Source organism: Shewanella sp. ULN5, from assembly GCF_030731885.1.
In the GTDB taxonomy this organism is placed as follows: domain Bacteria; phylum Pseudomonadota; class Gammaproteobacteria; order Enterobacterales; family Shewanellaceae; genus Shewanella; species Shewanella holmiensis.
In genome coordinates, this window is record NZ_JAPJEE010000004.1 from 152,575 (window position 1) to 166,721 (window position 14,147).

Annotated in this window: 11 protein-coding genes; 5 read left to right on the forward strand and 6 right to left on the reverse strand. The window is 41.6% G+C overall.

Going from position 1 to position 14,147, the window contains the following annotated elements; genetic code table 11:
* Positions 1-35 precede the first annotated feature (35 nt).
* Genes ORI98_RS05845 through ORI98_RS05860 form a run of 4 tightly spaced genes read left to right on the forward strand, consistent with a single transcriptional unit; the run spans position 36 to position 5,050 of the window.
* The gene (locus ORI98_RS05845) at positions 36-1,112 is read left to right on the forward strand and encodes an efflux RND transporter periplasmic adaptor subunit (RefSeq protein WP_261299518.1); all 1,077 of its coding nucleotides are present in this window, start codon (positions 36-38) and stop codon (positions 1,110-1,112) included.
* A 15-nt stretch (positions 1,113-1,127) separates the two neighbouring features.
* On the forward strand, positions 1,128-4,382 hold the full coding sequence (locus ORI98_RS05850; protein ID WP_306134599.1) for an efflux RND transporter permease subunit: 3,255 nt from the start codon (positions 1,128-1,130) through the stop codon (positions 4,380-4,382).
* 23 nt (positions 4,383-4,405) lie between these two features.
* Positions 4,406-4,618 (forward strand): DUF2892 domain-containing protein, encoded by a 213-nt coding sequence (locus ORI98_RS05855; RefSeq protein ID WP_188840697.1) that lies wholly within the window; start codon positions 4,406-4,408, stop codon positions 4,616-4,618.
* Between the two features lie 48 nt (positions 4,619-4,666).
* A complete protein-coding gene (locus ORI98_RS05860; protein ID WP_261299516.1) occupies positions 4,667-5,050 on the forward strand; it encodes a rhodanese-like domain-containing protein in 384 nt (127 codons plus the stop codon).
* 51 nt (positions 5,051-5,101) lie between these two features.
* Here ORI98_RS05860 and ORI98_RS05865 read toward each other — a convergent pair whose 3' ends face one another.
* Positions 5,102-5,488 carry a GNAT family N-acetyltransferase gene (locus ORI98_RS05865; protein WP_306134600.1) on the reverse strand — a complete coding sequence of 129 codons (387 nt, stop codon included), beginning with the start codon at positions 5,486-5,488 and terminating at the stop codon, positions 5,102-5,104.
* Between the two features lie 461 nt (positions 5,489-5,949).
* On the opposite strand from ORI98_RS05865, the gene ORI98_RS05870 reads away from it, so the two are divergent.
* Positions 5,950-8,382, forward strand: a complete 2,433-nt coding sequence (locus tag ORI98_RS05870) for a S8 family serine peptidase (protein WP_306134601.1) — start codon at positions 5,950-5,952, stop codon at positions 8,380-8,382.
* A gap of 73 nt (positions 8,383-8,455) precedes the next feature.
* Here ORI98_RS05870 and ORI98_RS05875 read toward each other — a convergent pair whose 3' ends face one another.
* The 5 genes from ORI98_RS05875 to hisS all read right to left on the reverse strand — a co-directional run bounded on the left by ORI98_RS05875 (position 8,456) and on the right by hisS (position 14,136).
* Positions 8,456-9,037 carry a CBS domain-containing protein gene (locus ORI98_RS05875; protein WP_306134602.1) on the reverse strand — a complete coding sequence of 194 codons (582 nt, stop codon included), beginning with the start codon at positions 9,035-9,037 and terminating at the stop codon, positions 8,456-8,458.
* Positions 9,038-9,413: 376 nt separating this feature from the next.
* Positions 9,414-10,880 carry a ribosome biogenesis GTPase Der gene (der, locus tag ORI98_RS05880; protein ID WP_188840694.1) on the reverse strand — a complete coding sequence of 489 codons (1,467 nt, stop codon included), beginning with the start codon at positions 10,878-10,880 and terminating at the stop codon, positions 9,414-9,416.
* A gap of 101 nt (positions 10,881-10,981) precedes the next feature.
* Entirely contained in the window at positions 10,982-12,214 is a 1,233-nt protein-coding gene (gene bamB / locus ORI98_RS05885; protein ID WP_306134603.1) for an outer membrane protein assembly factor BamB, read from the reverse strand.
* Between the two features lie 11 nt (positions 12,215-12,225).
* Positions 12,226-12,846 carry a tetratricopeptide repeat protein gene (locus tag ORI98_RS05890; RefSeq protein WP_261299512.1) on the reverse strand — a complete coding sequence of 207 codons (621 nt, stop codon included), beginning with the start codon at positions 12,844-12,846 and terminating at the stop codon, positions 12,226-12,228.
* Between the two features lie 15 nt (positions 12,847-12,861).
* Positions 12,862-14,136, reverse strand: coding sequence for a histidine--tRNA ligase (gene hisS, locus ORI98_RS05895; RefSeq protein ID WP_306134604.1), 1,275 nt, complete (start codon positions 14,134-14,136; stop codon positions 12,862-12,864).
* Positions 14,137-14,147 lie beyond the last annotated feature (11 nt).

Sequence of the window (14,147 nt, forward strand, 5' to 3'; positions counted from 1 at the left end):
GAATTTTCTTATAGACTTTTGTGAGGTTCCAAATAATGCATTCAACAACTCAATCTTCGCTGAATTTACTTAGCCGAAATTTCATTATTTTATCTGCCTATTTGGTGTCAAGCTTTGCCTTTGCGACTGAAATCCCACTTGAAACGATAACGGCTAAAAGCAGCTCTCAAACACTGTACTTGCAACTTGATGCCAAAGTTGAGCCAATAAAATCTGCAACCGTCGCAGCACAAACCTCTGGTCGGGTTTTAGCAATTCATTACGATGTGAATGATATGGTGCCTGAAGGAGCTCCTTTATTAGAGATTACCAGCAAAGAACAAGGCGCTGGACTCGCTGGTGCTGAGGCAGAACTTGCCAAGGCTCAAGCGCAAAATATTGAGGCTCAAGCCCAATTTGAACGTTATAAAGCGCTATTCCCACAAGGGGCGATATCCAAAGGGGCCATGGACGAGGCAACATCTTATGCAAAGTCAAGTAAACAGGCTGTTAGTGCAGCTAAAGCAAAACTCATCAGCGCAAAAGAGAACGTCAATTACACGATTGTGAGCGCGCCATTTACCGGCAGAGTCACGGGGAAGTGGGTTGAACAAGGTGAAACCATCAGTTATGGACAAGCATTATTATCAGGTTATGCCACTGATAAATTACGTGCCGTGTTTTATGTACCACAACAATATCGTCAACAGTTAGCTGACCTGACAAGTATCACCTTATCCGATGATGTGTCAACGTACCAAAGTGATGCCATTAATAAGTTCAATTTCAGCACCCAAGCCGATCAAAGTATTGAAGTGCGTGTACAGCTCGAGAATCAACAACAAACGTTACAAGTCGGTCAGTGGCTTAAAGCGGCGCTACCTGTTGATCAGGTTGACACTATTTACCTGCCTAAATCAGCTATTTTTCAAGTGGGCGAGTTGACAGCGGTTTATCGTAAGCAAGGTGATAAATACCTGCAAACCCAGGTTCGTTTAGGTAAACAGGTCACTTCAGCAGAAATCACCCAAGTTGAGATATTATCAGGAGTGATGGATGGCGACAGTATCATTAATGACGCAGCTAGCTATGTCTTACTCTTAAATCAAACTCAATCTGACAATGTCCAATAATAGGAGAGTTGCAAGATGAATCATTCAGACTCTCCAGAACTAGGGTTATCAGGCAGAATTGCTAAAACCTTTCAGGCCAGCGCTATCACTCCCCTGCTTGCACTTGTTGGGCTGTTGTTAGGTATTTTTGCGGTCATTATTACCCCCAAAGAAGAAGACCCACAAATTGATGTTACGTTTGCCGATGTCTTTATTCCTTTTCCGGGGGCGACGCCAAGTGAAGTGCAAAGCTTAGTGACACTTCCTGCTGAGCAAATTATCTCTGAAATCAAAGGTGTGGATACTTTATATTCATTTTCTCAGCCTGATGGTGCATTAATCATCACCATTTTTGAGGTTGGCGTTCCACGCGATGAAGCTGTGGTCAATATTTACAATCAACTGTTCTCTAATCGCGATAAATTCAATCAAGCTGCTGGTATTGGTGAGCCCTTAATTAAACCTCGGGGCATCGACGATGTGCCTATTGTCAGCTTAACTTTATATTCTGAGTCAACCGATATCGGCGCAGAAGCCTTAACCCATGTTGCCGCTAATTTAGAAACCGAATTAAAGCGTATTCCTGGAACCAGAGAAATTTACACCCAAGGTCGTCATGACATGGTGTTAAATATAAGATTAGACACAGCTAAAATGAATGCGTTTGGTGTAACTGTCGATCAAATAGAGCAACGTTTACAAGACAATAATCAAGTATCTATGCTTAACTCATGGGTGCAAAACAACCAACAAATTAAAGTGCGTGCAGGCCAATTTATCAATTCGATTGATGATGTAAAATCGTTATTGATTAAGGTCATTCCAGCTGAGGTTCAGCAACAGCAAAATATTCCCCCTTTAGCCAAAGCGGTTTACCTTGCTGATGTGGCAGAAATTACCCTTAAAAGTGATATCCCAAGTCAACATGTACGCCATGTCGATCAACAAGGTGATTATCCCGCTGTAACAATCGCTATTGGCAAACAAGCCGGGCAGAATGCTGTTGATATTGCCGACAAAATATTGAACCGCATAAATGAAGTCCAAAATGTGCTAATCCCGGATAATGTTAAAGTGGCAATCTCACGCAATTATGGTAAAACGGCAGGAGACAAAGCCAACACTTTGATATTTAAACTAATATTTGCCACCTCTGCAGTCGTTTTATTAGTGTTTTTTACCATGGGATTACGTGAGTCAGCGGTGGTCGGTATTGCCATCATTATCACCTTAGCCATGACCTTATTTGCCTCATGGGCATGGGGATTTAGTCTAAACCGTATTTCATTATTCGCACTTATCTTTTCCATCGGGATTTTAGTCGACGATGCCATTGTGGTGGTTGAGAACATCCATCGCCATATGGCACTGAGCAATAAGCCATTACTTGAAATCATCCCTGTCGCAGTTGATGAAGTTGGCGGGCCAACCATTTTAGCCACATTCACTGTGATAGCCGCCCTATTACCCATGGCGTTTGTTTCTGGGCTAATGGGCCCTTACATGAGCCCAATCCCAATCAATGCCAGCATGGGTATGCTTTTATCGTTAGTGATTGCCTTTATGATGACCCCTTGGTTATCAAATAAACTATTGCATCGACATATTAGTAAAAATACTAATACTGGATCTCATGCCCATATTGACGACAATTCAAATGATAAGTTAAGTGTTTTTTTCAATCGTTTAATGACACCATTTCTCATTGGGAATAATGCAGGTAAAGCCCGTAAGGGATTAGCTGTAGGGATTGTGGGGCTCATTTTATTCGCGGTTGCCTTGCCAGCAATGCAAGCGGTGGTGTTAAAAATGCTGCCATTTGACAACAAATCTGAATTTCAGGTGATGGTTGATTTACCTGAGGGAACCCCTGTAGAGCAAACACAAAGAGTGTTACAGGAAATGAGCCAATACCTTGCTACTGTTGAAGAAATAGATCATCAACAATGGTATGCAGGCACACATTCACCAATGAACTTTAATGGCTTGGTGCGTCATTATTTTTTACGTAGCAGCCAGGAGTTGGGCGACATTCAGGTCAATCTTGTTGATAAATCTCATCGTCATCGCGATAGTCATTCTATTGCCTTAGCCGTACGTGGACCACTTAATGATATTGCTAAGCCCTATAACGCAAAGGTCAAAGTTGTAGAAGTACCGCCTGGGCCTCCAGTTTGGTCACCTATAGTGGCTGAAGTGTATGGCCCGACAACAGCACTGAGAGAGCAAGCTGCGTTAGCGCTTGAAACACGCTTTAACAACACAGAACATGTTGTCGATGTTGATATCTTTTTACCCCAATCTCAACAGCAATGGCAAGTCAGCATTGATCGCACAAAGGCCAGCTTATTGGGCTTATCTTATGGGCAAATCATCAATGCTATTTCCACAGCTGTAGGAGGGAAAGATGTCAGCTATTTACATCTCGATTCAAACAAGCGACCTACGCCAATACGTTTACAGGTTAATGAAGGTGAAAAGGTTAATTTAGCTCAAATCCTGAATCTTAAATTAACCAATAATCTTGGTGAGCAAATCAGTTTAGCTGCGGTAACAAGCATACAAGAAGGTCATATCAATTCAGCCATCGTCCATAAAAATATGGTCCCAATGATTATGGTTGTAGCCGATATGGCAGGGCCTACGGATAGCCCCTTATATGGTATGTTCGATATCGCCGGTCAAATAAATGATGCCAATAACAACAAGCAATTTCCCATTGCACAACATTACGTTGAGCAACCTGATGGCATTTCTGAAGTGGCCATATTATGGGACGGCGAATGGAAAATCACCTATGAAACCTTCCGTGATATGGGCATTGCTTACGCGGTTGGGATGATCGCTATTTATCTGTTAGTGGTTGGCCAATTTAAGTCTTATCTTGTGCCATTAGTCATCATGGCACCCATCCCGTTAACTGTAATTGGTGTTATGCCAGGACATGCTATTTTAGGCGCACAATTTACCGCGACCTCGATGATCGGCATGATTGCCTTAGCAGGGATCATCGTTCGTAACTCCATACTACTGGTTGACTTTATTAATCACCTTTTAGCTAGTGGTATGTCATTAGAAAAAGCCGTCATTAAATCTGCCGCTGTGCGAGCTAAACCCATTATGTTGACGGCGCTAGCTGCGATGATTGGTGCCCTCTTTATTATCGATGATCCAATTTTTAATGGCTTAGCAATCAGCTTAATTTTCGGCATCTTTATCTCAACCATTTTAACCCTACTTGTCATCCCTGTACTGTACTTCTCAGTGATGAAGAATCGACAAATAATTTAATCGCTTATTTAAGGAGTTCTACTATGTCTATCGAACGCACAATTATGGCTTTTGCTGGTTTTATGGTGTTGTTATCCTTAGTACTGACCGCAACAGTTAGCCATCATTTTATCTGGCTGACGGTGTTTGTTGGTGCTAATCTATTTCAAAGCGCCTTTACTGGTTTTTGTCCCGCAGCTATGGTGATGAAAAAACTGGGCTTAAAATCAGAGGCGGAAATAGCCAAAGCTAAATAAGCCTTAACTCAGGTTAGGGAATAATCATTATAAGGAATATTGCGGTTTATGAAATCTTCAAAACGCGTCAGTAAACATGTTAGTTTTCTCAGTATCCTAGCTGCAGGCTTGATGTTGTTTAATCAGGTAAGTGTTGCCAAAGATGTTTCAACACAAGAAGCCTGGGATATTATAAAAACGGGTACCACCATTATTGATGTGCGTACTGCTGAAGAATTTGCTGCTGGCCATATTGAAGGGGCAATTAATATTCCGTTTGATCAAATTGTTGCTGGCGTTGAAAAATTCGGTCTAAAAAATGATGCTAGCATAGTGTTATATTGCCGTAGTGGACGAAGAAGTCGTCTTGCTGATGAATCGTTATTACAGGCTGGTTTTACAGATTCTGTTAACGCCGGTGGTTATGAGTCCCTTGCGGCATCCAAACCATAATACAATAGCGTAACCTCATAACATGCCTTTGTTTCATCAACAAAGGCATTTTTATATCAGCTTTTTATACATGACAACACAGTCTAAATTAAAGCCTCTTGGCGATTGGTAAACACTTATACCCTCACCTTCGAAGCCACATTTACGATAAAATTCAGCCGCGTTTAGCGTAGACTCCAATTTGATCGAAGCCAGACCGGCCTCTTTAGCAAGTCCTTCAAGATAAGCTAACATTTGTTTACCTGCCCCTGAGCCCATGTATTGCGGAGCAACAAAAATAGCATCGATAAAACCATTTTGTAAATCGATCATTCCTGTGGCGATTATCTCTCGATGTGTTTTATCGTTGAGATTAACTTCAACCTCTGCCACATATCCATCGGTCGCCAATTTATCTACAAAAGGCGTAGGCATTTCACCTTCAGTCCATTTCAACATTACATCAATAGTATAAAAATCAATACATTGAGCCAATATCGCCTGATTACGAATATTAAAAGCACGTGGGGCATCATAACTAACAGCACGTCTTATTGTTAAATTTATTATAAGTTATTCCTTTTATGAATATAAAACTAAAGACGTATATCAACAGCAATTAAAATGCATAAATTATCGATTATAGCAAATTACCATGACCACAATAACAAAAACAAATGCCTGATTTAATATCAGTAATATCTAATATCCTATCAAAAAACATTTCTATTTAAAGCATTATTATGAATAAAAATTCAACCTAATTACCTGAATAAAACATTATACCAAACAGCAAACGGTAACATCCTGTTTACAAATGTAACTGCGATGTTACATTTCAAAAAGTTGGACGTAGTTCACCTTTGAGTTTTTCTGTGAGTCTGACATCAAAAATAATATAAATAACATGGAAGATAAACATGCAAAATAAACGACCTTTAGTTTTATTAAGCCTCTCAGGTATCGCATTGGCTGTATCATCAAGCCTATACGCAGCACCACAAGCAGTTAATTTAACCTCACAAAATGGTATTTCTGTTGCAAGCCTGAATGCGGCTTCACCGTTACCAAAGCGATACATTGTTAAATTTAGAAATGCCGCTGCTGCGCAATCTAATTTACAACAATTTGATACCCAATCTGATTCTACAGCGGATTATCAGCCACGCTCCCACGAGATTTTTGCGCATTTTAGAGCCTTAAATGGTGTTCAAGCGAAAGAAATGAAACGTATTGCACGTGGTAATAGTTACTCAGTAAAGCTAGACCAACAATCATTAAAATCACTTCGCTTACGCGCTGATGTTGAATATATTGAAGAAGATTTACCAAGAAAACTCTTGGCAGAAACAACGCCATGGGGACAAACTTATGTTGGCGCCACCTCTTTAAGTGACAGCCAATCAGGTAATCGTACTATCTGTATTATCGACTCAGGCTACGACCGCAGCCACAACGATTTAAGTGGCAATAATGTCACAGGTACCAATAACTCAGGTACGGGTAACTGGTATCAGCCAGGCAATAATAACGCCCATGGCACCCATGTTGCCGGCACCATTGCAGCCATTGCCAATAATGAAGGTGTGGTTGGTGTCATGCCAAACCAAAATGCCAATATTCATGTTGTTAAAGTGTTTAACGAAGCTGGTTGGGGATATTCTTCATCACTCGTTTCGGCCATTGATACCTGTGTAAGCAATGGCGCTAATGTAGTCACTATGAGCTTAGGTGGAAGCGGTTCAAGCACCACTGAGCGCAACGCAATGACCGCTCATCAAAATAACGGTATTCTGTTAATTGCTGCTGCGGGTAATGACGGCGATAGCACCCACAGCTACCCTGCATCATATGATGCGGTGATGTCTGTTGCTGCCGTTGATAGCAATCGTGATCATGCTGCGTTCTCGCAATATACTAATCAAGTTGAAATATCAGGTCCTGGTGAAGCGATTTTATCAACAGTTACTGTCGGTGAAGGACGTCTTGCAGACATCACTATTAATGGCCAATCATATTTTAACAATGGTGTTGTGCCACATAATCGTTTAACCCCTTCTGGCACAAGTTACGCCGCTAACCCAACTAACGGTCAAGCAACGGCTGTATTAGCTGAATGTACTGTGAGTGGTACTAGCTTTAACTGTGGCAACATGAGCAACAAAGTATGTTTAGTTGAACGAGTTGGAAACCAAGGTTCTGGCTACCCAGAAATTAATGCGGTAAAAGCCTGTAAAACAGCAGGTGCAGTAGCGGCAATTGTGTACAGTAATACTGCATTACCAGGGTTACAAAACCCATTCTTAGTTGATGCCAATAGCGAGATTACGATCCCATCGGTATCTGTTGATAGAGCAACAGGTTTAGCATTACGTAATCAATTAGGTGCCACCACTACTGTCGCAAACCAAGGCAATAAAGATTACGCTTATTACAATGGTACTTCTATGGCAACACCGCATGTATCAGGTGTTGCTACTTTAGTCTGGAGTTATCACCCACAATGTTCAGCAAATCAAATTCGTGCTGCTTTAAACGCAACAGCTGATGATTTGAATGTAGCAGGTCGAGACAATAAAACCGGATACGGCATGGTGAACGCTACAGCAGCGAAAGCCTATTTAGATGAATCTTGTGATGGTCCGACAGATCCTGGCACAGGTGCAGGTGATTTAGTGCTTGAAAATGGTGTCACTAAAACAGGTCTTGCTGGCGCAAAAAGCGATGAACTTCATTTCTCGTTAGATGTACCAGCAGGTGCAACAAACTTAAGCTTTATCATGAGTGGCGGCACGGGTGATGCGGATCTTTACGTTCAGTATGGTGCAGCGCCGTCAACAACCAGCTATGATTGTCGCCCTTGGAAAGGCGGTAACAGCGAATCATGCCCGATTACCAACGTTCAGTCTGGTACTTACTATGTCATGATTCAAGGTTACAGCGACTTTAGCGGTGTCAATCTTGTAGCTAACTATACCGCTGGAAGCACGGGTGGCAATACTGGCGGTCCAGCAAGCTACACTAATACAACGAACTTCAACATTCCTGATAACAACACTACGGGGATTACTAGCCCAATCAATGTAACTCGTACTGGCGATGCTGGCACTGTGTCGGTTAACCTTGGTGTGATCCACACTTACATCGGTGATTTGAAAGTAGAACTTATTAGCCCAACGGGCCAAAAAGTAACATTACACAACAATTCTGGTGGTGGCACAGACAATATCAACCAAACTTATAGTGCAAACTTCACTGGTGTTGAGTCTAGCGGTACTTGGTTACTAAAAGCTGTTGATAATGCACGACGTGATACAGGTTATATCGATACTTGGACATTAAGCTTCCAATAATCGGCAATGCTAAATAGCTAAACTAAAGCCTCGCACCCCCTTAATGGATTGCGAGGCTTTTTTATTCAGGAGATTAAGCAACAATTGAATGCGTCACTTTCGAAATAACTTCAAATATACTCGCAAAGCTTGTCGGTGTACTGACGTCAATATCTAATTTTAATCGTTTTGCGATATCATTTGCTGATAACACGCCACGTATAGTGTGATGTTCACGGTCAACCACTAAGCAATGCTGTTGACCTGCAGCTTTTAATGTTTCAATGATATCGCCTATTTTGGCATGCACTATATCAGCGTAATCAATCGCTTTTAATTGTGCTTTAGGGATCATAAAGTCACTGATTAACAGGTGATCCCTATGATGTCCATCAGCCTGTTTTTTGACAATTTCTTGATGGTTTAATGAATCAAAGCTAATTAGACCGAGAAATTTTTCATGCTTATCTATCACCAACTTTAATCGAACGTGCGCTTTCTTCATAAGAAATTCAACGTCAGTAGCTTTAGTATTCGATTCAATAACCAGAGGCATAATATTTTTGAAATCAGTAAAAACATGTAACGCAGGTGAACGAAGAGTATATTCTTGATAGTTTGCGGGCCAAGCCAATTCATCAATAGCTTCAACGGCATGTAGAGTTAATTTTTTCACAACAATATCCTTAGCTAATGAAAACCTAATGCACTGATTTTCAAATACATATAGAAGAATAACAACTTAAAAACTACTTATGATTATCAATCTAAGGGGATATTTACACAATATCACTTTGGATTAAATTTAGTTCACATTGGTTATTTTAAGGTTCAATTCATAATTGATACTTGCTAGGGAGTGTTAAAGGTTGTTGAACAATATCGTAAAAACTAAAGTAACCATTTCTATAAGTGAAATATCTGCGAAGCAGGTATCCAATTGTTGTTTTAATTGGCAAGGCTAAACACTGATAATTTTTAAAAGCATACAAAAATGCCAGTAAACATAATTTACTGGCATTTTGATTATTGCGTAAAGTATTTAGCAAAGGTTACTTTTTGCGGTCACGTATATGGCTTGTAGCGCGTTTACGGCGACGTTCTTGACTTAACGTTAACTTCTCTCCGCGACCTTCAAACGGGTTAGCACCTTCATGGAAACGCAATTGAATAGGCGTACCCACTACGTTTAATGAACGACGGAAATAGTTCATCATATAACGCTTGTATGAATCTGGCAGCTTAGTGACCTGGTTACCATGAACAACCACGATTGGCGGGTTATAACCACCTGCATGGGCATATTTAAGCTTAACGCGACGGCCGTTCACCAACGGTGGCTGATGATCGTCCTGAGACATCTGCATGATACGGGTTAGCATTGAGGTACTCACACGACGTGTTGCACTGTCGTAGGCTTCTTCAATTGACTCATATAAATGACCCACGCCAGTACCGTGTAAAGCAGAAATAAAATGTATTCGAGCAAAATCGATAAAACCTAAGCGGCGATCTAGCTCGCTCTTAACACGGTCTTTGATATTTTGATCTATGCCATCCCACTTGTTAACAGCAATAACTAATGCTCGGCCAGCATTCAATGCAAAACCGAGTAAACCTAAATCTTGTTCGGCAATACCTTCACGGGCATCAATAATTAATAACACAACGTTCGAATCTTCTACCGCTTTAAGGGTTTTGATCACCGAGAATTTTTCGATCACTTCATGTACTTTGCTGCGGCGACGAACCCCAGCAGTATCAATCAAAATATACTCACGACCTTCACGTTCCATTGGAATGTAAATACTGTCACGTGTTGTCCCAGGCTCGTCGTAAACCACAACCCTTTCTTCACCCAAAATACGGTTGGTTAGGGTTGATTTACCCACGTTAGGTTTACCAATGATGGCTAACTTAATGGGTAAGCTTTGTAAGCGAGCTTGTTCCGCTTCAGCCTCTTCTTCGGTATATTCGCGCTCGACAACATCGCCTTGCTCTTCTTCATCACGCACAATGCCCATGGCTTCTGCATAAGGCGTCAAAGCGTAATCGATCATGTTGGTTACACCACGACCTTGAGCGGCTGCCATTTGATAAACTTCGCCTAAACCAAGTGACCAAAACTCAGCACAAGCAGAGTCAGCATCAATACCATCAACTTTGTTAGCAACAACAAAGGTCACTTTGTCGCGACTGCGTAAATGCTGTGCAATAGCCAAATCAGCGGCTGTTAAACCGGCACGGGCATCCGTTAAAAATAACACCACATCCGCTTCTTCAATCGCAGCCAAAGACTGCTCAGCCATTTTGGTTTCGATCCCTTCTTCGGTGCCATCAATACCGCCAGTATCAACCACAATAAATTCATAACCAGCTAAATAAGCACGACCATATTTACGGTCACGGGTTAAGCCTGGAAAGTCAGCGACTAAAGCATCACGGGTACGTGTTAGACGATTAAATAATGTCGATTTTCCGACATTGGGTCGCCCAACAAGGGCCACTACAGGGATCATGATTTTGCCTCTAAAATACGTCTCAATAAAAAGCCCCCGGAAAGCTTCCAGGGGCTCTAATAAGGTACATTATACCCTATTTGTTAGAAATTGCTTTGCTGTTATTCGTCAGCGGCGACTTCTTCGTTTGTCGCTACGCTGCCATCACCATTTAAGGTAACAATAGCAAGCTTACCACTTCGACCTTGAAGGTAAATTTTATCATCTACCACTAAAGGTTGGCCATATAAGCCATCACTATCAACTTCAACACGTCCAACAACAACGCCATCGTCGCGGTTTAATACATGTAAATAACCTTCAAAATCACCTACTACCAAATAGTCACCAATTACCGCTGGAGAGGTTAAATCACGGATTTTAAGTGTGGTATTTGACCATAGCTCTAAACCATTACGGCGATCAACTGAGTAAATACCACTACGGTCATCAACTAAATATAAACTTAATCCGGCTGCGGCTAACTCATTAAAGCTAGAGTATTTACGCGACCAGACGATTCTGCCGGTTCGTAGCTCCATTGAAACAAGGTTACCATTGTAACTCGCCACAAATAGATTATCGCCAAGTATCAATGGGGTCATGTCAACGTCGGCCATACGGGTAAACTCATTGCCACCTGTTGGAGTGTAAATAGATTGTTCCCATGCAACTTGACCATTGTTTTTAACAACAACCGCAACTTTACCGTCAGCGGTTCCTAAAAAGAAACCACCCGCTTCATAAGCCGCAGAACCTGTACCGCGAAGGGTCAAGTTAGGAAGCTGCATTTCATAGGTCCAAAGCTTTTTGCCGTCATCAATATTAAAGGCTTCAAACAAGCCTTTGCTAGAATTAACAGTAACAACATCTTCAGCAACCGTTGGTGCAGATAAGAGTTCACCATTAACTTGCGCAGACCAAAGCACATCGCCAGTTGCTTCATCTAACGCAGTTAATAAACCGGTTTCGCCACCCACAAAAACTTTGTTACGCGCAGCTGTAACACCTGCAGCTAAACGAATGCCTTTGGTTTTGATGTTAAGTTGTTCGCTAAACTCGTCGTTAAAGTCTTTGCTCCATACGAGTTCAAGTGTTTGTTGATCATAAGCTCGAACTTCACCATCGCGATCAGCAACAAAAATTTTACCGTAGCGCACAGTAGGACGTAGTTGTGAGTAATAATCACCCACGCCGTTACCTATGCTTTTACTCCAGATAACTTCAGGAAATACTGAAGCTTGAATTTCAACTAATTCACTGACAGGTTCTTCTTCGACATCGCTAGAAGAACAGCCAGTAATAAGGGCCATACCTAAGCCAGCCGCAAGTAGATTTTTATACCATAACTTCATTGGCTAATTCCTTATGCCTTGTTTAGGTTATCTAACTTTATCGTTAATGCTGGATTAGTTAATGCACCGCCATTATCAATTGCTGTTTGGTAAGCTTGTTTCGCAGAAACAAGGTCACCTTGGCGAACTAAGAAATCGCCTTTTAACTCTTCACGTTGCGAAACATAAGCCGCATCAGTGACTGATTCTAATGTTTGTAACGCAGTGCCAACATTGCCTTGCTCTGCTTGTAAACGTGCTAAACGAATGGTAGCGACCATATCAATACTCGCACCAGGCTTAGCCACAATAATACGCTTGTAGGCATCTTCAGCTTTAGCTAAATCACCTGCATCAACAGCTGCTTTAGCTGTCATTAATTCAATCAATGCCTGGTAGCCTTTTTGATCATGCTCTTTAGCAAAGTTACCAGCACCTTCGATAAATGCTGCTGGATTAGTTGCATTATTTGCTAATTGTTCAAAAGACTCAGAAGCTTGCTCAGCAGACTTCACTTTCATGTCAGAATAAGTATTCCAACCAAATAAACCACCTAATCCTACTACGGCACCAATAGCAATTGATGAGCCGTAATCTTTCCAGAACTGCTTGATAGCATCTACTTGTTGTTCTTCTGTGCTATAAATTTCCACGCGCACTTCCCCTTTCTAAATCAGTTCTGCAAGTTTAGCTACCAGCTCACTGCGGGTAACTAATTGTTGTTCGTTGTTGTTTCTTAGCGGCTTGATGGCAACCTGATTATTAGCAATTTCATTTTCACCAATAATTAAAGCAAACTGAGCACCGCTTTTATCGGCACGCTTCATCTGCTTTTTAAAGTTTCCACCACCACAATGACTCATGACTTTAAGCGTTGGCAGTTGTTGACGCAACTCTTGTGCAACTTTAATTGCTTCTACCACACAGTTATCACCCATAGCGGTAACGTAAATGTCTACTTCAGGGGCGATATCATTATTAAGCTCTAACGTCTCAAGTAACAGTACAATACGTTCTAGTCCCATGGCAAAGCCAACTGCTGGGGTATCTTTACCACCCAGCTGACCAACCAAGCCATCATAGCGACCACCTGCAAGCACTGTACCTTGAGATCCAAGGCTACTTGTTACCCACTCAAAAACGGTACGATTGTAGTAGTCTAATCCACGCACTAAACGAGGATTAATGGTGTATTGGATGCCAACGGCGTCTAAGAGTTCACACAAGGTTGAAAAATGTGTTTTCGACTCTTCACCTAAATAGTCATTTAATGCTGGAGCATCTGCTAATAATGCCTGAACGTTTTGATCTTTAGAGTCCAAAACACGCAGCGGATTACTATACATACGACGCTTACTGTCTTCATCTAACTTCTCTTTGTGTTGCTCTAAAAATGCTATTAAAGCCTCACGATAAGCAGCACGTTCAGCTGGATCACCTAAGGTGTTTAACTCTAGAGAAACATGCTCTTCAATGCCTAACTGTTGCCATAGACGGGCCGATAACATTAATACTTCGGCATCAATGTCTGCAGTGCCAATACCATAAATTTCAACACCAAATTGGTGGAATTGACGGTAGCGACCTTTTTGAGGACGTTCATGACGGAACATAGGTCCCATGTACCATAAGCGCTGCTCTTGATTATACAGTAAGCCGTGTTCATTACCCGCGCGAACCGTCGACGCTGTCCCTTCTGGGCGCAATGTTAAACTGTCGCCATTGCGGTCCTCAAAGGTATACATTTCTTTTTCAACGATATCGGTCACTTCACCAATTGAACGTTTAAAAAGATCGGTACTTTCAACAATAGGTGTACGAATTTCGCTATAACCAAAAGCGCTGACAGATGAGCGAATAATCGACTCTACCTTCTGCCATACAGGGCTTTGAGTTGGCAGAAGATCATTCATGCCGCGAATTGCTTGGATTTGTTTTGCCACAGGTAACTCGT